The sequence below is a fragment of the Streptomyces sp. NPDC046870 genome, assembly GCF_040704595.1.
Lineage (GTDB): Bacteria > Actinomycetota > Actinomycetes > Streptomycetales > Streptomycetaceae > Streptomyces > Streptomyces argyrophylli.
This window is the reverse complement of record NZ_JBEYXM010000044.1, coordinates 1-19535: the sequence shown is the minus strand read 5'-3', so window position 1 is coordinate 19535 and position 19535 is coordinate 1. Positions and strand designations below refer to the sequence as shown.

Annotated in this window: 17 protein-coding genes; 13 read left to right on the top strand and 4 right to left on the bottom strand. The window is 73.2% G+C overall.

Annotated elements, in window-relative coordinates; genetic code table 11:
* Positions 1–11 precede the first annotated feature (11 nt).
* The 11 genes from AB0946_RS40620 to AB0946_RS40570 all read left to right on the top strand — a co-directional run bounded on the left by AB0946_RS40620 (position 12) and on the right by AB0946_RS40570 (position 13804).
* Positions 12–1010 carry a sugar phosphate isomerase/epimerase family protein gene (locus AB0946_RS40620; protein ID WP_366765766.1) on the top strand — a complete coding sequence of 333 codons (999 nt, stop codon included), beginning with the start codon at positions 12–14 and terminating at the stop codon, positions 1008–1010.
* A 94-nt stretch (positions 1011–1104) separates the two neighbouring features.
* Positions 1105–3591 (top strand): PQQ-dependent sugar dehydrogenase, encoded by a 2487-nt coding sequence (locus AB0946_RS40615; protein WP_366765765.1) that lies wholly within the window; start codon positions 1105–1107, stop codon positions 3589–3591.
* Positions 3592–3603: 12 nt separating this feature from the next.
* Positions 3604–4932: a ThuA domain-containing protein gene (locus AB0946_RS40610; protein ID WP_366765764.1), complete on the top strand. Its 1329-nt coding sequence runs from the start codon at positions 3604–3606 to the stop codon at positions 4930–4932.
* Positions 4933–5055: 123 nt separating this feature from the next.
* On the top strand, positions 5056–6180 hold the full coding sequence (locus tag AB0946_RS40605; RefSeq protein WP_366765763.1) for an inositol-3-phosphate synthase: 1125 nt from the start codon (positions 5056–5058) through the stop codon (positions 6178–6180).
* A gap of 290 nt (positions 6181–6470) precedes the next feature.
* A complete protein-coding gene (locus tag AB0946_RS40600; protein WP_366765778.1) occupies positions 6471–7304 on the top strand; it encodes an SCO3242 family prenyltransferase in 834 nt (277 codons plus the stop codon).
* Between the two features lie 396 nt (positions 7305–7700).
* The gene (locus tag AB0946_RS40595; RefSeq protein WP_366765762.1) at positions 7701–8582 is read left to right on the top strand and encodes a sugar phosphate isomerase/epimerase family protein; all 882 of its coding nucleotides are present in this window, start codon (positions 7701–7703) and stop codon (positions 8580–8582) included.
* On the top strand, positions 8579–9223 hold the full coding sequence (locus AB0946_RS40590) for an EboA domain-containing protein (protein WP_366765761.1): 645 nt from the start codon (positions 8579–8581) through the stop codon (positions 9221–9223). The genes AB0946_RS40595 and AB0946_RS40590 overlap by 4 nt, the downstream gene beginning before the upstream one ends.
* Positions 9223–10071, top strand: coding sequence for a TatD family hydrolase (locus AB0946_RS40585; RefSeq protein ID WP_366765760.1), 849 nt, complete (start codon positions 9223–9225; stop codon positions 10069–10071). The genes AB0946_RS40590 and AB0946_RS40585 overlap by 1 nt, the downstream gene beginning before the upstream one ends.
* A gap of 3 nt (positions 10072–10074) precedes the next feature.
* Entirely contained in the window at positions 10075–11244 is a 1170-nt protein-coding gene (eboE, locus tag AB0946_RS40580) for a metabolite traffic protein EboE (RefSeq protein WP_366765758.1), read from the top strand.
* On the top strand, positions 11241–12656 hold the full coding sequence (locus AB0946_RS40575; protein WP_366765757.1) for a nucleotide pyrophosphatase/phosphodiesterase family protein: 1416 nt from the start codon (positions 11241–11243) through the stop codon (positions 12654–12656). The genes eboE and AB0946_RS40575 overlap by 4 nt, the downstream gene beginning before the upstream one ends.
* Complete coding sequence (locus AB0946_RS40570; RefSeq protein WP_366765756.1) at positions 12653–13804, top strand: sugar phosphate isomerase/epimerase family protein; 1152 nt, start codon at positions 12653–12655, stop codon at positions 13802–13804. The genes AB0946_RS40575 and AB0946_RS40570 overlap by 4 nt, the downstream gene beginning before the upstream one ends.
* 122 nt (positions 13805–13926) lie before the next feature.
* On the opposite strand, the gene AB0946_RS40565 is transcribed toward AB0946_RS40570, so the two are convergent.
* The 4 genes from AB0946_RS40565 to AB0946_RS40550 form a co-directional block, all read right to left on the bottom strand.
* Positions 13927–14973 carry a PhlD gene (locus AB0946_RS40565; RefSeq protein ID WP_366765755.1) on the bottom strand — a complete coding sequence of 349 codons (1047 nt, stop codon included), beginning with the start codon at positions 14971–14973 and terminating at the stop codon, positions 13927–13929.
* Between the two features lie 117 nt (positions 14974–15090).
* The gene (locus AB0946_RS40560; RefSeq protein ID WP_366765754.1) at positions 15091–15924 is read right to left on the bottom strand and encodes a helix-turn-helix domain-containing protein; all 834 of its coding nucleotides are present in this window, start codon (positions 15922–15924) and stop codon (positions 15091–15093) included.
* Positions 15925–16612: 688 nt separating this feature from the next.
* The gene (locus tag AB0946_RS40555) at positions 16613–17830 is read right to left on the bottom strand and encodes an epoxide hydrolase (protein WP_366765777.1); all 1218 of its coding nucleotides are present in this window, start codon (positions 17828–17830) and stop codon (positions 16613–16615) included.
* Positions 17831–18353: 523 nt separating this feature from the next.
* Positions 18354–18482 carry a hypothetical protein gene (locus tag AB0946_RS40550; RefSeq protein ID WP_366765753.1) on the bottom strand — a complete coding sequence of 43 codons (129 nt, stop codon included), beginning with the start codon at positions 18480–18482 and terminating at the stop codon, positions 18354–18356.
* A gap of 378 nt (positions 18483–18860) precedes the next feature.
* Between AB0946_RS40550 and AB0946_RS40545 the strand changes: the two genes are divergently transcribed.
* The gene (locus AB0946_RS40545) at positions 18861–19304 is read left to right on the top strand and encodes a nuclear transport factor 2 family protein (protein ID WP_366765752.1); all 444 of its coding nucleotides are present in this window, start codon (positions 18861–18863) and stop codon (positions 19302–19304) included.
* Positions 19305–19409: 105 nt separating this feature from the next.
* On the top strand, positions 19410–19535 hold a 126-nt coding region (locus AB0946_RS40540; protein WP_366765776.1), incomplete at its 3' end, for an SDR family NAD(P)-dependent oxidoreductase.

Sequence of the window (19535 nt, the reverse complement as noted above, 5' to 3'; positions counted from 1 at the left end):
AGGCCGCCCTCATGCCGCGCCCGTTCACGCTGTTCACCGGCCAGTGGGCCGACCTGCCCCTGGCCGAGGTCTGCCGGCTCGCCCGCGACTTCGGCTACGACGGCCTCGAACTCGCCTGCTGGGGCGACCACTTCGAGGTCGACAAGGCCCTCGCCGACCCCGGCTACGTGAAGTCCCGGCATCAGCTCCTCGACTCCTACGGCCTGAAGTGCTGGGCGATCTCCAACCACCTCGTCGGCCAGGCGGTCTGTGACGCCATCATCGACGAGCGGCACCGGGCCATCCTGCCGGACGCGGTGTGGGCCGACGGCGACCCCGAGGGCGTACGGCGGCGCGCGGCCGACCGGATGAAGGACACCGCCCGCGCCGCCGCGGCCTTCGGCGTCGACACCGTCATCGGCTTCACCGGGTCGGCGATCTGGCACCTGGTCGCCATGTTCCCGCCCGCGCCCGAGTCGATGATCGAGCGCGGCTACGAGGACTTCGCCGACCGCTGGAACCCGATCCTCGACGTCTTCGACGCCGAGGGCGTACGGTTCGCGCACGAGGTCCACCCCAGCGAGATCGCCTACGACTACTGGACCACCCACCGCGCCCTGGAGGCGGTCGGCCACCGCCCCGCCTTCGGGCTGAACTTCGACCCCTCCCACTTCGTGTGGCAGGACCTGGACCCGGTCGGTTTCCTGTGGGACTTCCGCGACCGGATCTACCACGTGGACTGCAAGGAGGCCCGCAGGCGGCTCGACGGCCGCAACGGGCGCCTGGGCTCACACCTGCCGTGGGGGGACCCGCGCCGCGGCTGGGACTTCGTCTCGGCCGGACACGGTGACGTGCCCTGGGAGGACGTCTTCCGGATGCTGCGGTCCATCGGCTACGGCGGGCCCGTCTCCGTGGAGTGGGAGGACGCCGGCATGGACCGGCTCCAGGGCGCTCCCGAGGCCCTGGCCCGCCTGAAGGCCTACGACTTCGAGCCGCCGTCGGCCTCGTTCGACGCGGCGTTCTCGAACTGACCGTTCACCTCGGTCGGTTCACGGCTCCGGGACGACGGCGCGTCCCGGCGTACACACCCGCCCCGTACAACCAGCCCCACTCTGGAGGCCTTTCGTGCACGGGAACGATCGCACCACCCGCACCGGAACCCGCAGACCACGCCTGCGCAAGGCGCTCGCCCTGTTCGGCGGCGCGCTCCTCGCGGGCGCCACCCTCACCCTCACCTCGCCCCAGGCCGGCGCAGCCGTCGCCGGCCAGGAACCGGCCGCGGCGGCCGAGGACTTCCAGCAGGTCACCCTCGCCAAGGGCGAGGCGGAGACCGGGGAGCCGATGTCGCTCGCCGTCCTCCCGGACCGCTCGGTCCTGCACACCTCGCGTGACGGCGAGCTGCGCCTGACGGACGCGGCCGGGAACACCAGGATCGCCGGCAAGCTCGCCGTGTACTCCCACGACGAGGAGGGCCTGCAGGGCGTCGGCGTCGACCCCGGCTTCACGACGAACCGTTTCATCTACCTCTACTACGCGCCCCCGCTGAACACCCCGGCGGGCGACGCGCCCGAGACCGGGACCGCCGCCGACTTCGCCCCCTTCGACGGCGTCAACCGCCTCTCCCGCTTCGTGCTCAACACCGACGGCACCCTGGACACGGCCAGCGAGAAGAAGATCCTCGACGTCCCCACCACCCGCGGCCTGTGCTGCCACGTCGGCGGTGACATCGACTTCGACGCGGCCGGCAACCTCTACCTGTCGACGGGCGACGACACCAACCCCTTCCAGTCGGACGGCTACACCCCGATCGACGAGCGCGCGGACCGCAACCCCGGCTTCGACGCCCAGCGCACCTCCGGCAACACCAACGACCTGCGCGGCAAGATCCTGCGCATCAAGGTCAACGCCGACGGCTCCTACTCGATCCCCGACGGCAACCTCTTCCCGCCCGGGACCGACAAGACCCGGCCCGAGATCTACGCGATGGGCTTCCGCAACCCGTTCCGGTTCAGCGTCGACAAGGAGACCGGCATCCTCTACGTCGGCGACTACGGTCCCGACGCCGGCGCCGCCGACCCGAAGCGCGGCCCGGCCGGACAGGTCGAGTTCGCCCGGGTGACCAAGCCGGGCAACTTCGGCTGGCCGTACTGCACCGGCGCCAACGACGCCTACGTCGACTACGACTTCGCGACCAGGACCTCCGGTGCCTCCTTCGACTGCTCCGCGCCGAAGAACACCTCCCCGCACAACACCGGCCTGACCGACCTGCCGCCGGCCCAGCCCGCCTGGATCCCCTACAACGGCCCCTCCGTGCCCGAGTTCGGTGACGGCTCCGAGTCCCCGATGGGCGGCCCCGTCTACCACTACGACCCCGCGCTCGACTCGCCGGTCAAGTTCCCCGAGGCCTACGACGGCGACTTCTTCGCCGGTGAGTTCGGCCGCCGCTGGATCAAGCGCATCACCAGCGACGCGGACGGCACCGTGCGGTCCATCAACAGCGTGCCCTGGACCGGCACCCAGGTGATGGACATGGCGTTCGGGCCCGACGGCGCGCTGTACGTCCTGGACTACGGCGTCTCCTGGTTCGGCGGCGACGAGAACTCGGCGCTGTACCGCATCGAGAACGCCACCGACGGCCACTCGCCCGTCGCCCAGGCCGCGGCGAGCCGCACCTCCGGCCAGGCGCCGCTGAAGGTCCAGTTCTCCTCACAGGGCACGAGCGACCAGGACGGCGACGCGCTCACCTACAGCTGGGACTTCGGCGACGGCACGCGGTCGGCCGACGCGAACCCCGCCCACACCTACCGCAAGAACGGCACCTACACGGCGACCGTGACCGCGAAGGACCCCTCGGGCCGCACCGGCGGCGCCAGCGTGCAGATCGTCGTCGGCAACACCGCGCCCACGGTGGTGCTCCAGACCCCGAAGGACGGGCAGCTGTTCAGCTTCGGTGACGCCGTCCCCTTCACCGTGAAGGTGACCGACCCCGAGGACGGCCGCCGGATCGACTGCGCCAAGGTCAAGGTCACCTTCGTCCTCGGCCACGACACCCACGGCCACCCGCTCACCTCGGCCACCGGCTGCACCGGCACCATCCAGACCAGCGCCGACGGCGGCCACGACGAGGACGCCAACATCTTCGGCGTGCTGAACGCCGAGTACACCGACAACGGCGGCGGCGGCCAGGCCGCGCTCACCTCGCACGACCAGAGCGTCCTCCAGCCCCGCCACCGCCAGGCCGAGCACTTCGGCGACAGCTCCGGCGTCTCGGTGATCGCCAAGGAGACGGCGCACGGCGGCAAGACCGTCGGTGACATCGACAACGGCGACTGGATCTCCTTCACGCCGTACGTCCTGGCGAACGCCGAGAAGATCACCGCACGCGTCTCCTCCGGCGGCGCGGGCGGCACCCTGGAGGTCCGGGCCGGCTCGGCGGGCGGCACCCTGCTCGGCAAGGCGACCGTGCCGGTGACCGGCGGCTGGGAGACCTTCCAGGACGTCCAGGCCGACCTGTCCCGCGCCCCGCGCGGCACCACCACCCTCTACCTGGTGTTCAAGGGCGGCAACGGAGCCCTGTTCGACGTCGACGACTTCACCTTCACCACCGGCTGAGAGGAACGGCACATGCGCACAGTGACCGCCGTCGCGACGGCCGCGCTGCTCCTCGGCTGCGCCGCGGCACCGGCCGCGTCACACGGCACGGACGGCACGGACGGCACCAAGCGGGTGCTGGTCTTCTCCAAGACGGCCGGCTTCCGGCACGACTCGATCCCCGAGGGCGTCGCCGCGCTGCGGCAGCTCGGCGCGAGCGGCGGCTTCACGGTCGACGCCACCGAGGACGCGGGCGCCTTCACCCGGTCCACCCTGCGGCGCTACGACGCCGTGGTGTTTCTGTCGACCACCGGGGACGTCCTCGACAGCGCCCAGCAGGCGGCGTTCGAGGACTACGTCCACCACGGCGGTGGCTACGTCGGCGTCCACGCGGCGGCCGACACCGAGTACGACTGGGCGTTCTACGGCGGCCTCGCCGGCGCGTACTTCCAGTCGCACCCGGCGATCCAGCCGGCCACCGTGCGGGTCGAGGACCGCGCCCACCCGGCGACCTCGGGGCTGGCACGGACCTGGAACCGGACCGACGAGTGGTACAACTACCGCTCCAACCCCCGGGAGCGGGCCCACGTCCTCGCCTCGCTCGACGAGTCGTCGTACACCGGCGGCACCATGAACGGCGACCATCCGATCGCCTGGTGCCAGGAGTACCAGGGCGGCCGGGCCTTCTACACCGGCGGCGGCCACACCAAGGAGTCCTACGCGGACCCGGAGTTCCGCCGGCACCTGCTGGGCGGCATCCGGTACGCGATCGGCGCCGCCCAGGCCGACTGCCGTCCGGAGAACGGGTACACCAGCCTGTTCGACGGTGACTCCCTCGACGGCTGGCGGCAGGCGAGCCCCGGCTCCTTCACCCTGTCCGACGACGGCACGCTCACCTCGTCCGGCGGGATGGGCCTGCTCTGGTACGCCGGGCGGAGCTTCGGGTCGTACTCCCTGAAGCTCGACTGGAAGGCGGCCGGCGACGACAACTCGGGCGTGTTCGTGGGCTTCCCGCCCTCGGACGACCCGTGGTCGGCCGTGGACAACGGCTACGAGATCCAGATCGACGCCACCGACGTCCCGGAGAAGACCACCGGGTCCGTCTACGGCTTCCGCTCCGCCGACCTGAAGAAGCGCGACCGTGCGCTGAACCCGCCGGGGGAGTGGAACACGTACGAGATCCGGGTCGAGGGCGAACGCCTGCGGATCTGGCTCAACGGCGTGAAGATCAACGATTTCACCAACACCGATCCGGCCCGGAGCCTCACCGACGGGCACATCGGCATCCAGAACCACGGCGCCGGTGACGAGGTGTCCTTCCGCGACATCCGGATCAGGGAACTGCCCGCCAAGGGCCACTGAACGGCGGCGGGCGGGAGACGCCGGACTCCCGCCCGCCGTCACCACCTCCGCACGCCCGAACCCCCCACGCACGGCGTCATCCCCCACCGCTCCCGGTGTCCGCGCTCGACAAGGAGGCTGCCCATGTCCGCGCCCCCCGCCCGTTCCCCGCGTGTCGGCGTCTGGCTGATCGGCGCCCGCGGCTCCGTCGCCACCAGCGTCGTCGCGGGCTGCGCCGCGCTGACGGCGGGCCTGCACCCGCCGACGGGCCTGGTCACCGAGGGCCCGGCGTTCGCGGGCAGCGGCCTGCCCGCGCTGTCGGCCCTGGTCTTCGGCGGCCATGACACCACCGACTGCCCCCTGCCCAAGCGGGCCGAACAGCTCGCCGCCGGCGGGGTCCTCCCACCCGGCCTCCCCACGGCCGTCGCCGCCGAACTCGCCGCCGCGGACCGGGAGATCAAGGCCGGCGGCCCCCTTCCCGGCGACACCCGCACCGCGGAGGAGCTGATCACCGCCTTCGCCGCGGACCTGCGCGACTTCGTACGACGGCACGGTCTGGCCCGTGCGGTGGTGGTGAACGTCGCCTCCACGGAACCGGCCGCGACCGGTACGGACCTGCCGCCCAGCTCCCTCTACGCGGCGGCCGCCATACGCGCCGGCTGCCCGTACGTCAACTTCACCCCCTCGACCGGGCTGCACCACCCCGCGCTCGCCGGCCTCGCGGCCGCCGGCGGGCTGCCGTACGCCGGCCGGGACGGCAAGACCGGGCAGACGCTGCTGCGGAGCGCGCTCGGCCCGATGTTCGCCCAGCGGGCGCTCGCCGTGCGGGCCTGGTCCGGGACCAACCTCCTCGGGGGCGGGGACGGCGCCGCGCTCGCCGACCCGGCCGCCGCCGCGGCGAAGAACGCCGGCAAGGAGCGTGTCCTCGCCGACACCCTCGGCACGGTCCCCGAGGGCGAGGTCCACATCGACGACGTACCGGCGCTCGGCGACTGGAAGACCGCGTGGGACCACATCGCCTTCGACGGCTTCCTCGGCACCCGCATGGTCCTGCAGACCATCTGGCAGGGCTGCGACTCGGCCCTGGCGGCGCCCCTCGTCCTGGACCTGGCCCGCCTGACGGCCCGCGCCCACGAGACCGGCCGCGCCGGCCCGCTCACCGCCCTGTCCTTCTACTTCAAGGACCCGGTGGGCAGCGCCCCGGCCGCCCTGGCCGACCAGTACACCGCGCTCGTGCGCTTCGCCCGCGAACTGGGAGACGCCGCGTGAGCCGCCGCCCCGTCCCCGGCCGGGACACCCGAGACGGCATCCCGGCCCCGGGCGGGCCGCGCGGTCGCGTGCCCCGCGAACCGGGCGCGGGGACACCGAGCACGCCACGCGCACCGGGCGGGACGGCGGAGAGGGAACCGCACGGCCGCGCCCCGCACGAGACCGGCGGGCCAGAGCCCGCGCCGAGCGAGCCGGACGACCGCGTCGCGTATCAGCCCGGCGGGCCGGTGACGCGGCGGGCGCGCGGCCGGGTCCCCTACTCCCCCGGTCGGCCGCGGCCCGGTGGCCGGCTGCGGGCGTGGGCCGAACTGCTGCGGCTGCCCGCGCTGTTCACCGTTCCCGGGGACGCGCTCGCCGGAGCGGCGGCCGCGGGCGCCCGCCCGGGGCGCGCGAGCCTGCTCGCCATCGGTTCGTCGGTGTGCCTGTACGAGGCCGGGATGGCACTGAACGACTGGGCCGACCGCGCCGAGGACGCGGTGGAGCGCCCGCACCGGCCCCTGCCGTCCGGCAGGGTGCGCCCCGCCGCCGCCCTCACCGCGGCCTGTGCCCTCACGGCCACCGGACTGGCCCTGGCCGCCCGCGCGGGGCGCCCGGCGCTGGCGGTCGCCGCCCCGCTCGCCGCCACCGTGTGGTCGTACGACCTCCTGCTCAAGCGGACCCCGGCGGGCCCGGCCGCGATGGCCGCCGCCCGCGCCCTGGACCTGCTGCTCGGCGCCGCCGCCGGGTCCGGAAGCGTCCGGCCGGCCCTGCCGTCGGCGGCCCTGCTCGGCACCCACACGCTCGCGGTCACGGCCGTCTCGCGCCAGGAGACCCGCGGCGGCTCCCCGCTCGCCCCGCTCGCCGCGCTGGCCGCCACCGCCGCCGTGACCCGGCTGCTCCCCGGCCGCGCGCTCACCACCGCGCTCGCCCTCGGCTACGCCGGGACCGCGGCCCGCCCCTACCTCCACGCCTCCCTCAACCCGTCACCCCCGCTCACCCAGCGCGCGGTCGGCGCCGGCATCCGCGCCACGATCCCCCTCCAGGCCGCCCTCGCCGCCCGCGCCGGAGCCGGTGGGACCGCCCTGTTCACGGCGGCCCTCGGCCCACTGGCCGCCCGCACGGCGAGAAGGGTGAGCGTCACATGAACCCGACCCGCACCCACCCGGCGCCGACACCGCCACCGCCCGGCCCACGGCGCCCCCGGCCCGCCGGCCACCCACACGGTCGGAAGCACCCGCACCCGAACCGACACCACCGCCCCGGTACGGCGGCCCTCGGCCCACTGGCCGCCCGCACGGCGAGAAGGGTGAGCGTCACATGAACCCGACCCCCACCCACCCGGCGCCGACACCGCCACCGCCCGCACCGGCTCCGCCGCCACGGTCACCGTCACCGCAACCCCCCGGCCCGCCGACCACCCGCTCGACCGGCAGCGCCCCCGCAGCCGGCGTCACCGCCGTCCGCACCACGGCTCCGGGACCGGTCGGCGAGGGAGGGGCGGCGCGGCTCATGGGACCGCCAGTCGTGGAAGGGAGCCCCGCGTGAACCCCCTGCGCTTCGGCTACGGCACCAACGGTCTCGCCGATCTCCGGCTGGACGACGCCCTCGCCCTGCTGGCCGACCTCGGCTACGACGGTGTCGGGCTGACCCTCGACCACATGCATCTCGACCCGCTCGCCCCCGGCCTCGCCGGCCGTACCCGGCGGGTGGCCCGGCGCCTGGCCGGGCTGGGGCTGGACGTGGCCGTGGAGACCGGCGCCCGGTACGTCCTCGACCCGCGCCGCAAACACGGCCCCTCGCTGCTGGACCCGGACCCCGAGGCCCGCGCCCGGCGCGTGGATCTGCTGCTGCGGGCGGTGCGGGTGGCCGCCGACCTCGGTGCCACGGCCGTGCACTGCTTCAGCGGAATCGTTCCGCCGACCGATCCGGGCCCGGCCCCCGCTTGGGAGCGGCTCGCCGTCTCCCTCTCCCCCGTCCTCGACGCCGCCGAGTCCGCCGGCGTTCCCCTCGCCGTCGAGCCCGAACCCGGCCACCTCCTCGCGACCCTCGCCGACTTCCACCACCTGCGCCGCCTCCTCGGCGACCCGCCCGCGCTCGGCCTCACCCTCGACATCGGCCACTGCCAGTGCCTGGAGCCGCTGCCGCCCGCCGACTGCGTACGCGCCGCCGCGCCCTGGCTGCGGCACGTGCAGATCGAGGACATGCGGCGGGGCGTGCACGACCACCTCCCGTTCGGCGAGGGCGAGATCGACTTCCCGCCCGTCCTCGCGGCGCTCGCGGCCACCGGTTACCGGGGCCTGACGGTCGTGGAGCTGCCCCGCCACTCCCACGCCGGCCCGCACCACGCCGCCGCCTCCCTGCCGTTCCTGCGCCGCGCGACCGCCCGCACCCCGGCCACCGTGCACGAAGGGAGCACCCCGTGACCCGTCCGACCGCCGCCGCGGCGCCCTCGCCCGACGCGCTGCGCGACCACCTCGAAACCCACCTCGAACCGCCCGCGCGCGCCTGGCTGCGCGGAGCACTGGCCGAGGCCGCCGACCACCCCGGCGGACACGGCCCGATCTCCGCCTGGGAGCTGCGGCTGGCCGAGGCCGGCCGGCGCTGCGGCAGCCGGCACGCCGACGCCGCCCGTGTCCTGATCCTGTGCACGGCCCGCGCCGACCTCGCCGCCGTCACCCGCGTCTACCGGCAGGGCACCGCCGCCGAACGGCGGGCCGTGCTGCTCGCCCTGCCCCACCTCGTCCCCGGCCCGAACGCGCTCCCCCTGGTCGAGGACGCCCTGCGCACGAACGACACCCGGCTGCTCGCCGCCGCCGTGGGTCCGTACGCGGCCCGCCATCTCGACGCCCACGGCTGGCGGCAGGCCGTACTGAAGTGCCTGTTCACCGGCGTCCCCGTCGAGGCGGTGGCCGGTCTCCCCGAGCGGGCCCGCGGCGACGCCGAACTCGCCCGCATGCTCACCGACTTCGCGGCCGAGCGCACCGCGGCCGGCCGCCCCGTCCCCGACGGCCTGTACCGCGTGCTCGCCCACGCCACCGCGGAGCCCGGCAAGGAGGTCTCCTGATGCGCCTGTTCGACCCGCACATCCACATGACGTCCCGGACCACGGACGACTACGAGGCCATGCGCGACGCGGGTGTCCGCGCGGTGGTCGAACCGTCGTTCTGGCTGGGCCAGCCCCGCACCTCCCCCGCCTCCTTCCTCGACTACTTCGACTCGCTGCTGGGCTGGGAGCCGTTCCGCGCCGCGCAGTACGGCATCGCCCACCACTGCACGCTCGCCCTGAACCCGAAGGAGGCCAACGACCCGCGCTGCGCCCCCGTCCTGGACGAGCTGCCGCGCTACCTCGTCAAGGACCAGGTCGTCGCGGTGGGCGAGATCGGGTACGACGCGATGACCCCGGCAGAGGACAAGGCCCTCGCCGCCCAGCTCCAGCTCGCCGCGGACCACGGGCTGCCCGCGCTGGTGCACACCCCGCACCGTGACAAGCTCGCCGGTCTGCGCCGCACGCTCGACGTCGTCCGCGAGTCCGTCCTGCCCGTCGACCGGGTCCTGGTCGACCACCTCAACGAGACGACCGTGCGGGAGGCGAAGGACAGCGGCTGCTGGCTCGGTTTCTCCGTCTACCCCGACACCAAGATGGACGAGCGGCGGATGGTGGCGATCCTGCGCGCCTACGGCCCCGAGAAGGTGCTGGTGAACTCGGCCGCCGACTGGGGCCGTAGCGACCCGCTGAAGACCCGCCGGGTGGCCGACCTGATGCTGGCCGAGGGCTTCACCGAGGACGACGTCGACCGGGTGCTGTGGCGCAACCCGGTCGCGTTCTACGGCATGAGCGGCCGGCTGGAGCTGGAGGTCGTCCCGCCCGAGGCCACCCACGAGGGCAACTCCCTGCTGCGCGGCGGGGAGTGAGCGATGCGCTTCCGCCACCCGGACGGTACGACCGTCCACCTCGCCTACTGCACCAACGTCCACCCCGCCGAGACCCTCGACGGCGTCCTCGCCCAGCTGCGCGACCACTGCGAGCCCGTCCGGCGCCGGCTCGGCCGCGACCGGCTCGGCATCGGCCTGTGGCTCGCCCATGACGCGGCCCGGGCGGTGGACACCGACCCGTCCGCGCTGCGCGCCCTGCGGCGGGAACTCGACCGGCGCGGTCTGGAGGTCGTCACCCTCAACGGCTTCCCCTACGAGGGCTTCGGCGCCGACGAGGTCAAGTACCGGGTGTACCAGCCTGACTGGGCGGACCGTGCGCGTCTGGAGTACACCACCGCGCTCGCCCGTGTCCTCGCCGCGCTACTGCCCGACGACGTCACCGAGGGCAGCGTCTCCACCCTGCCGCTCGGCTGGCGCACCACCTGGACCGCCGACCGCGCCGACGCCGGACGGGCGGCCCTGCGCACCCTCGGGCAGCGCCTGGACTCGCTGGCGGAGCTGACCGGCCGCTCGGTCCGCGTCGGCCTGGAACCGGAGCCGGGCTGCATCGTCGAGACCACGGCGGACGCCCTGGCACCGCTCGGCTCCGTCGGCCATCCCCGCGTCGGCGTCTGCGTCGACACCTGCCACCTGGCCACCTCGTTCGAGGATCCCGAGGCCGCGCTGGACGCGCTCGCCGCGTCCCCGGTGCCGGTGGTGAAGGCACAGCTGTCGGCCGCGCTGCACGCCGAGCACCCCGGGCGGCCCGAGGTACGTTCCGCCCTCGCCGGCTTCGCGGAGCCGCGCTTCCTGCACCAGACCCGCGCGCTCACCGACACCGGGGTGCACGGCACCGACGACCTGCCGGAGGCCCTGGCCGGCGGCCCGCTGCCGGCGGACGCGCCCTGGCGCGCCCATTTCCACGTCCCGCTGCACGCGTCCCCCACCGCGCCGCTGACCAGCACCCTCCCCGTGCTCCGCACGGCCCTCGCCCGGCTCGTCGGCGGGCCGCGCCCGCTCACCCGGCACCTGGAGGTCGAGACGTACACCTGGCAGGCGCTCCCGCCCGCCCTGCGCCCGCGCGGCCGGGACCGGCTCGCCGACGGCATCGCCGCCGAACTTGCCCTCGCGCGCGACCTGTTGACCGACCTGGGCCTGAAGGAGCTGCCATGACCGAGCGGACCCCCACCCCGCTCCTCGTCCTCGACGTGGTCGGCCTCACCCCCCGCCTCCTCACGCACATGCCCCGTCTGAAGGCCCTCGCCGCCGCGGGTTCCCAGGCACACCTCGGTACCGTGCTGCCGGCGGTCACCTGTGCCGCCCAGTCCACCTTCCTCACCGGCACGCTCCCCGCCGAGCACGGCATCGTCGGCAACGGCTGGTACTTCCGGGAGCTCGGCGAGGTCCTGCTGTGGCGCCAGCACAACGGGCTGGTCGCCGGGGACAAGCTGTGGGACGCCGCCCGCCGCGTCCACCCCGGCTACACGGTCGCCAACATCTGCTGGTGGTACGCGATGGGTGCCGACACCGACATCACCGTCACCCCGCGGCCCGTCTACTACGCCGACGGCCGCAAGGAACCCGACTGCTACACCCGGCCACCGGCCCTGCACGACGAACTCACCGACAGGTTCGGCACGTTCCCGCTGTTCCGTTTCTGGGGCCCGGGCGCCGACCTGGTCTCCAGCCAGTGGATCATCGACGCCACCCGGCACGTCCTGCGCACCCGGCAACCCGACCTGACGCTCTGTTACCTCCCGCACCTCGACTACGACCTGCAGCGCCACGGCCCGGACGACCCGCGCTCCCTGAAGGCCGCCGCCGACCTCGACGCGGCCCTGGCCCCGCTGCTGGACGACGCGCGCGCGGAGGGCCGTACCGTCGTGGTGCTGTCCGAGTACGGCATCACCCCGGTGAGCCGGCCCGTCGACATCAACCGCGCCCTGCGCCGCGCCGGCCTGCTGGAGGTCCACACCCAGGACGGCATGGAGTACCTGGACCCGATGGCGTCCCGCGCCTTCGCGGTGGCCGACCACCAGATCGCCCATGTGTACGTCCGCCGCCCCGAGGACCTGGCGGCCACCCGCGCCGCCCTCGACGGCCTGCCCGGCATCGAGCGGCTCCTGGACGACGAGGGCAAGAAGGCCCACCACCTCGACCATCCGCGCTCCGGCGAACTCGTCGCCGTCGCGGAACCGGACGCCTGGTTCACGTACTACTACTGGCTGGACGACGACCGCGCCCCCGACTTCGCGGCCCTCGTGGAGATCCACCGCAAGCCCGGCTACGACCCGGTCGAGCTGTTCATGGACCCCGAGGACCCCTATGTGAAGGTCAGGGCGGCGACGGCGCTGGCCCGCAAGAAGCTCGGCCTGCGCTACCGCATGGCGGTCGTCCCCCTCGACCCCTCACCGATCCGGGGCAGCCACGGCCGCCTCCCCGCGAGCGACGACGACGGTCCGCTCCTGCTGTGCTCCACCCCCCGCGCCGTCGGCGACCGCGTCGCGGCCACCGACGTGAAACCGCTCCTGCTGCACCTCGCCGGTCTCACCGCCGACGACCCGTCCAGAGAGAGGCACCCGTGAACAACACCCAGCACACCGACGACGACCTGCGCCGCAGCCTCGGTATCGGCCGCCGCCGCTTCCTGAGCACCTGCACCGCCGTCGCGGCCGGCGCCGTCGCCGCCCCCGTCCTCGGCGCCGCGCCCGTGCAGGCGGCGCCCCAGGCCGCTCCCCAGGCCGAGGCCGGCGGCAAGGGCCAGGCCCTGGTCCCCGCGGACAAGCGCGGCATCATCCTCTACACCGTCCGCGACGCCATCGGCCGGGACCCGCTGTCCACCTCGCTGCCGTCCGGCTTCCGCGCCGTGTTCGAGCAGCTGGCCCGCTTCGGCTACCGCCAGGTGGAGTTCGCCGGCTACGGCCAGCACGCCAACGCGCCCGGCGGGGCGAACCTGGAGTCCGTCCAGGGTGCGAAGCTGCTGCGCCGCTGGCTCGACGACGCCGGCCTGCGCGCCCAGGGCAACCACGGCTTCATCCCCGGTTCCTGGCCGTTGACCAGCGGCGATCTGGACACTTTCCAGAAGCACCTGGAGATCGCGAACATCCTCGGCATGGCGCACGTGGGCACCGGCGCCGACCCCACCAGCAGCCGCTACAAGGCGGACTGGGACGTGGCCGCCGACAAGTGGAACGCCCTCGGGGAGATCGCCCGCCGCGCGGGCCTGAAGCTGTACACCCACAACCACGACGCCGCCTACGACTTCCTGCTGGACGGCGGCCCGCTGGACGCCCAGGGCAGGCCGACCCGCAGCTCCGGCGTCCGCAAGCTGGAGTACTTCCTGTCCGTCACCGACCCCAAGGTGGTCTGGCTGGAGATGGACGTCTTCTGGGCGCACGTGGCCCAGTACAAGTTCCGCGCCTACACCGCCCACGACGGCTCCACGCGCACGGACGTCTTCGACCCGGCGGGCCTGGTCACCTGCCACGACAAGCGGTACCCGCTCTTCCACGCCAAGGACGGCGTCGTGAACACGACGAACGGGATGGGGTACGACATGGTCCCGTTCGGCACCGGGGTCATCGACTACACGACGTTCTTCTCCCGCGTGGGCCACCGCAATTACCACAACCCGATGGTCGAGCAGGACAACGCCCCGAGCACGGCCAACCCGGCCCAGTCCCTGGAGCACGCGGCCATCGGCTACCGCAACCTGGCGGCACTGCGCCGCTGACACCCGTCCTGGCAACGGCCGGGCCCGCGCCGGCGGCCCCGGCCGTTGCCGTCGGCTGGGGTCTTTCGTTCGGATCAGGCCGGATCAGGGAGCGGGGTCTGGCATGATCCAAGCGAGAGGCCCTAGTTCTGCCAGGTGCCCCGCAGGGCGGAGACGGAGAATCCCGGGCCGTAGGCGACCACCAGCGCGCTCTCGCCGTCGGCCGGGGGCTCGCCATGGGTGCGTTCGAGGACCCGGAGGACCGACACGCCACCCAGGTTGCCCTCTTCGGAGAGGGTGTCGAGGGAGTGGCGGGCGTCGGTCCCGGTGAGGCCGAGGGCGTCGGCCGTGTCGAGGATGATGGGCCTGGAACCGGGGTGGATGACGGGCACGTCGACGGTGCGGCCGGCGAGCCAGCCGGTGACGGCGGGCATGACGTGTCTCGCGCCGCCGGCCGCCTGTTTGGTGCTGTCGAAGTGCAGACCCGTGCTGTCGATGCGGCCGGCGTACATGGTGAGGCTGTCCGGGAGGACGTACTCGAACAGCCCGTCGGCGTCGACGGCGAGGCCGGGGCCGAGGGGGTCGCTGGAGACGACGGTGGCGGCTCCGCTGTCGCCGAACAGCGCTTTGTAGATCATGTGCTCGATCTTGGTGTCGGCGTGGTTGTAGGCGGTGGACAGCACTTCGGCGGCGACGACGAGGACGCGGGATCCGGGGTGGAGGAGGGCCTGTTCCACGGCTCGGATCAGGGCGTGGGCGCCGCCGGCGCAGGCGGTGGTCGTCAGGGCGGTACGCCGGACGGTGGGCCGCAGCCCGAGCCGCTCGACCAGGTGGACGTCGAGGTTCGGGACGGCCCAGCCGGTGGCGTGGGTGGTGATGAGGCCGGTGATCTCGCCGGGCTGGAGCCCGTACCGGTCGAGGGTGGCGCGGGCGGCCTGTTCGGCCAGGGCGAGGCCGTCCGCGAAGGCGCGGGCGGCGCGGTCGCCCACCTCCGCGGTGCCGTTGACGGTGGGCGAGTCCAAGGGCTGGGTGAAATAGCGGGTTTCGACGCCGCAGTTGCCGAGGACGCGGAGGATCGCGCCGAGCCGGGGATGGTGCGGGTGGTGGACGCGAATGTCGTCGGCTATCTCGGTTGTGGTGATTTTGTGTGGGGCGAGGACGGTGGTGGGCCGGGCGATATGAGCAGGCATGGGTTCCCCCCTGAAGGCGCTGCGACCTGATTAAGTCAAGGTACGGCAAAATTGGCCGGTTTGTTTCCTTGGCCGTCCCCGAAATGCTGCCTGGCCGCGCACCAAAGGCGGGCAAATTCAGGCGTTCATGCCGTTCTCCTCGGCTTTCAACATACGCGGTCGGCTCCTGGCCCGACGCGGCCCCGGCCGGAATACGAGGATCATGCACCGGGACCCGGGCGCCGCGAGCGGCTGCGCCACACACATCGTCACCCACCCCGGCCCCTCGACCGCGTGACGGATCGGACGCTCGTCGCCGTCGGGGTGGATGGAGGCCCCGCCCTTCTCGTACAGGGGCTGGGCCAGGGGGTCGGCGAGGACGTCCGCCTCGATCTGCCGGAGGACCTTGTCGTCTGCGCGCTGGGCGAGCGCGGCCTGGAGCTGGGGCATCACCAGCGGCGCCCACGCCGTGGCCCAGTCGAGGAGCTGGTCACGTCCGTCCAGCAGCATCCAGCGCATGGTGTTGGCCGGTGCCCGGCCGCTGTCGAACAGGGCGTGGAAGTGGTCGTTGCAGGTGACGAGGTTCCAGGAGGCGTCGGTGACGTACGCGGGGTGGGTGATGCCGGCGACGGCGTCGGCCCAGGCGGCGGGCAGGGCGTGGCCGGAGGTGTCGTAGAGCGGGCCTGGCGGGTCCTCGCCGCGGGCGTACCGGCACAGACTGATCCACTCCTGCTCGTTCATGCCGTACAGGCGCGCGACGTCGCGGAGCAGGTCGACCGGGGGATGGTGGTAGTTGCCGGATTCCAGGCGCTGGTAGGTACGGTCGGAGTAGCCGAGCAGTTCGTCGACCTGACCCTGCGACAGACCGGGCGCGCGGCGCCCGCGGCCGGTGGGACGGGTCAGTCCGTGTGATTCGGGGGATATGAGCGCGCGGCGGTCTTTGAGGAGCTTTTTCAATGCTTGGCGGTTCACTGGCGGCTTGTCCCCCGGGGCTGGCGTTGACTGCCGCTCAGTTTAATTACTGTCACGCGGTATTGATGTAAAAGATTCGCCGTAGATATCGACTGGTCGTGTGCTGCATGCTCGGTGGCGCGGGGTCGCTGGCCTGCGGATGCGGTGATCAGTGACCGCGTGGTGACACCCTCGCGGGTGCTGATCGGCATCGCCGGCCGGTATCCGTGAGCGGGGGGCCGGGACGGACCGGGAGGGCGACCGGTTTTCGGGTGCCGTTTCCCGTCGGCGGGACACGTGCGGCGCCCGAGACGCGGCACTCACGGTGCGGTGCCCGGCTGCCAGGCCACGGCCGGTGCCCCCTCGCCCCACCCCAGGGGCCTCGGCACCGGCCGTCCGGCTAGGCCGTTTCCTTCAGATCATCCGATCGCCGGTCTGGCGTGCCGGCGACTGACGCCCGGCGGGCACGCGCCGAGCCGTTGCCTGGGCGGGACATGGCGTGGACGACGCGCACACATGTGGCCGCTGCGGCACACGTCGCACGGTTCTCCGCCCGTGGGCGCCTCCCGACCGTGTCACGGGTATCCGGGACCGCCGCTCGTCACCCGGTCGGGTACCGGCCGGGCGCGGCGGCCTCGGACCGCGCCCGCGCGGCCCGGAAGGAGAGGCACGGCGGGGCCCCGGCCGGGGCCCCGCGCTCAGGCGCCGGTCACCTGACGAGACGGGCGTAGGCCCGCAGTTCCTCCACGAAGAGACGGGGCTGTTCGAAGGCGGCGAAGTGACCGCCCGCGGCGATGTCGTCGTTGAAGTAGACCAGGTTCTCGTAGGCCTTCTCCGCCCACACCCTCGGCGTGCGCACCAGTTCGCCCGGGAAGACGCTGACCCCGACCGGCAGGTCGAGGCGCGTCAGCTCGTGGTTGTCCCGGTAGAACTCCCAGTAGAGCCGCGCCGACGACGCACCGGTGTTGGTGAGCCAGTACAGACTGATGTCGTCGAGCATGCGGTCGTAACCCAGGAGCGGCTCCGGACGGTGGTCGCTGTCCGTCCAGTCGATGAACTTCTCGAAGATCCAGGCGGCCTGCCCCACGGGGGAATCGGCCAGGGCGTAGCCCAGGGTCTGCGGGCGCGTGGCCTGCTCCTGGAAGTACCCCGAGTACTGCTGGGCGAAGAGCTGCTGCTGGGCGATGGCCGCCTTCTCCTCCGGCGTGCCGTCCCCCAGGGCCGTGTTGGTCAGCATGAACTCCGGCAGGTTCAGGTGCACACCGAGCAGACCGGCCGGCCGCTGCTTGCCCATCTGGGTGGTGACGGCGCCTCCCCAGTCACCACCCTGGGCGATGTAGCGGCGGTACCCCAGACGCTCCATCAGGGTGATCCAGGCGGACGCGATGCGTGCGGGGTCCCATCCCGCCTGCGCGGGACGGTCGGAGAAGCCGTGCCCGGGCATGGAGGGGATGACGACGTGGAAGGCGTCCCGGGCGCTGCCGCCGTAGCGCGTCGGGTCGGTGAGCGGACCGATCGTGTCGAGGAACTCCACGAACGACCCCGGCCAGCCGTGGTTGAGGACCACCGGAAGGGCGTCGGGGTGCCTGGACGGCACGTGCAGGAAGTGGATGCCCAGGTCGTCGATCCGGGTCCGGTACTGGCCCGCCTCGTTCAGCCGGGACTCCAGGGCGCGCCAGTCGTACCCGGTGCGCCAGTGCTCGACCAGGCCGCGCAGCCGGCTGAGCGGGACACCCTGGGAGACGTCGCCGACGGTCTCCCGTTCCGGCAGCCGGGCCGCCGCCAGCCGCCGGCGCAGGTCCACCAGCGCGCTCTGCGGAACACGGAGATCGAAACGGGTGATGTCCGGACCGGCCGGGGGCAGGGTGAGACCCGCCACCGACGCCGGCTGGGCGGCCGAGGCGCTGTGGGGCAGCCCGACCGACACGGCGGAAGCCGCCCCGACGACGGCGGCCGACCGCAGGAATCCACGGCGCGAGCTCGCCGGAAGCGACTCCTCGGCCGTCTCGACGGTGGTCTTGGGGTGGTGTGATCTGAACACGGTTGTTCCTCTGGGAGAGCGCGGTCCGGTGGGTCCGCGGATCTGGTGGGTCGAGTGGTCCTAGGGGACCGGTGGGGCGGCTGGGGTGGGTAGGACGGAGCCGGCGGCTGGTCCGGTGGGTCCGGTGGGACGTCTTCGGGGGTGCGCCCGGTGGGGTCCGCGGCGCGTGCGTCCGCTCCGCGGCCGTCGGGTTCCGGTCACGTTCGGCAGCGAGCCTGCCGCTCGCGCCCGTCCCCTCGCCGGCGTCCGGGTTCCGCCCGGTCGGCCGGGGACGGTCATGTGTCGCGAGGAGCAGGGCGGAGGGAGCGGGCCGAGCGCGGAACGACCGTGGCCGTAGCGGGGGCGGGACGATCGGCGAGCGAACAGCGGGTGTCGAGGTCGGCGATGATCTGCGGCGTGCGCGTCCCGATCACCGGCACGGCAGGCCGCCGCGGGCGAGCGGTTCGGTTGCGGAAGCGAGGTCGAGCAGCGACACCCCGTCCACCACGAGCAGGGCGATCCTGGGACGTTCATCCGCGACGAGACTCGACCGGTCCATGCGCTGATTCAAGAAGCAAATGAGTGACATGTCAACTCTCTTGGCCTCCGTCATGCATCGGACGCCCTACCGAAAGGCACTCGCCCGGCTTCCCGGCAACCGTCGCCACGCAGGGGCGAAAGCCTTCGCCCAGCACTGGGCACGCCATTCCCCGTGGCGTGCTCCCCTATGGCCGATAGTCGCCCCTCTCCCATCCGCGATCCGGTTGACGCGTCATTCAATCTGGCTAGGCTGGGCCCGTTCCTACCGAGGCCGGTCAGCGCCATGCGAGGCAGCCGACGGCCACACCGCACCCCTCCCCCACCGCAAGGCGAGCCGGATCCGTGCGACCGGGTGTCCGACGCCCTGCCCCGACACACTCAGCACAGAGGAGATCCGATGTCGTCCGACAACGAGAAGTCCGTCCGGAACGCCTACCAGGTGGCCGAGGTGCAGGACATCACCGGATGGATCGACTGCTTCACCGAGAACGGCACGTTCACCGACCAGTCGATCGGTGTCACCTACCGCGGCCAGGACGTCGGCCAGCCGGTGGTGAACTACGCCGCGGCCTTCCCCGACATGCACCGCGAGCTCTACGACGTCTACCTGCAGGGCGACATCGTGGTGGTGGAGCTGTCCCTGAACGGGACGCACCGGGGGCCGCTGAACACCCCCATGGGCGTCATCGCCCCCACGGGCAGGACCATCCAGGTGCCGTGCTGCGACGTGTTCAGGCTGCGTGAGGGCAAGATCGAGTCCTTCAACTGCTACCCGTCCGGCACCGTCCTGTTCGGCCAGCTGGGCGTGCTGGGCAACCTGGAGGCCGCCGTCTCCCGGTGACGCGTCGCCCCTACCGTCACCGTTCGCCCGCCTACCCAACTAGTTGACACGTCATCTTGCCGGGCCTACGGTGATTGAAGTTTGAACGGAACAAGGAGAACCACCATGGGACAGCTCGACGGCAAGACCGCCGTGATCACCGGCGGCACCAGCGGCATCGGTCTGGCAACCGCCCGCCGCTTCCGCGAGGAAGGCGCCCGCGTCTACATCACCGGCCGCCGCAAGGACACC

Bases quoted from the DNA above. Each gene is read 5' to 3' on its own strand.
- AB0946_RS40620 (WP_366765766.1), top strand. From the start codon at position 12: ATGCCGCGCCCGTTCACGCTGTTCACCGGCCAGTGGGCCGACCTGCCC.
- AB0946_RS40610 (WP_366765764.1), top strand. From the start codon at position 3,604: ATGCGCACAGTGACCGCCGTCGCGACGGCCGCGCTGCTCCTCGGCTGC.
- AB0946_RS40605 (WP_366765763.1), top strand. From the start codon at position 5,056: ATGTCCGCGCCCCCCGCCCGTTCCCCGCGTGTCGGCGTCTGGCTGATC.
- AB0946_RS40585 (WP_366765760.1), top strand. From the start codon at position 9,223: ATGCGCCTGTTCGACCCGCACATCCACATGACGTCCCGGACCACGGAC.
- eboE (WP_366765758.1), top strand. From the start codon at position 10,075: ATGCGCTTCCGCCACCCGGACGGTACGACCGTCCACCTCGCCTACTGC.
- AB0946_RS40575 (WP_366765757.1), top strand. From the start codon at position 11,241: ATGACCGAGCGGACCCCCACCCCGCTCCTCGTCCTCGACGTGGTCGGC.
- AB0946_RS40565 (WP_366765755.1), bottom strand. From the start codon at position 14,973: ATGCCTGCTCATATCGCCCGGCCCACCACCGTCCTCGCCCCACACAAA.
- AB0946_RS40550 (WP_366765753.1), bottom strand. From the start codon at position 18,482: ATGGACCGGTCGAGTCTCGTCGCGGATGAACGTCCCAGGATCGCCCTG.
- AB0946_RS40545 (WP_366765752.1), top strand. From the start codon at position 18,861: ATGTCGTCCGACAACGAGAAGTCCGTCCGGAACGCCTACCAGGTGGCC.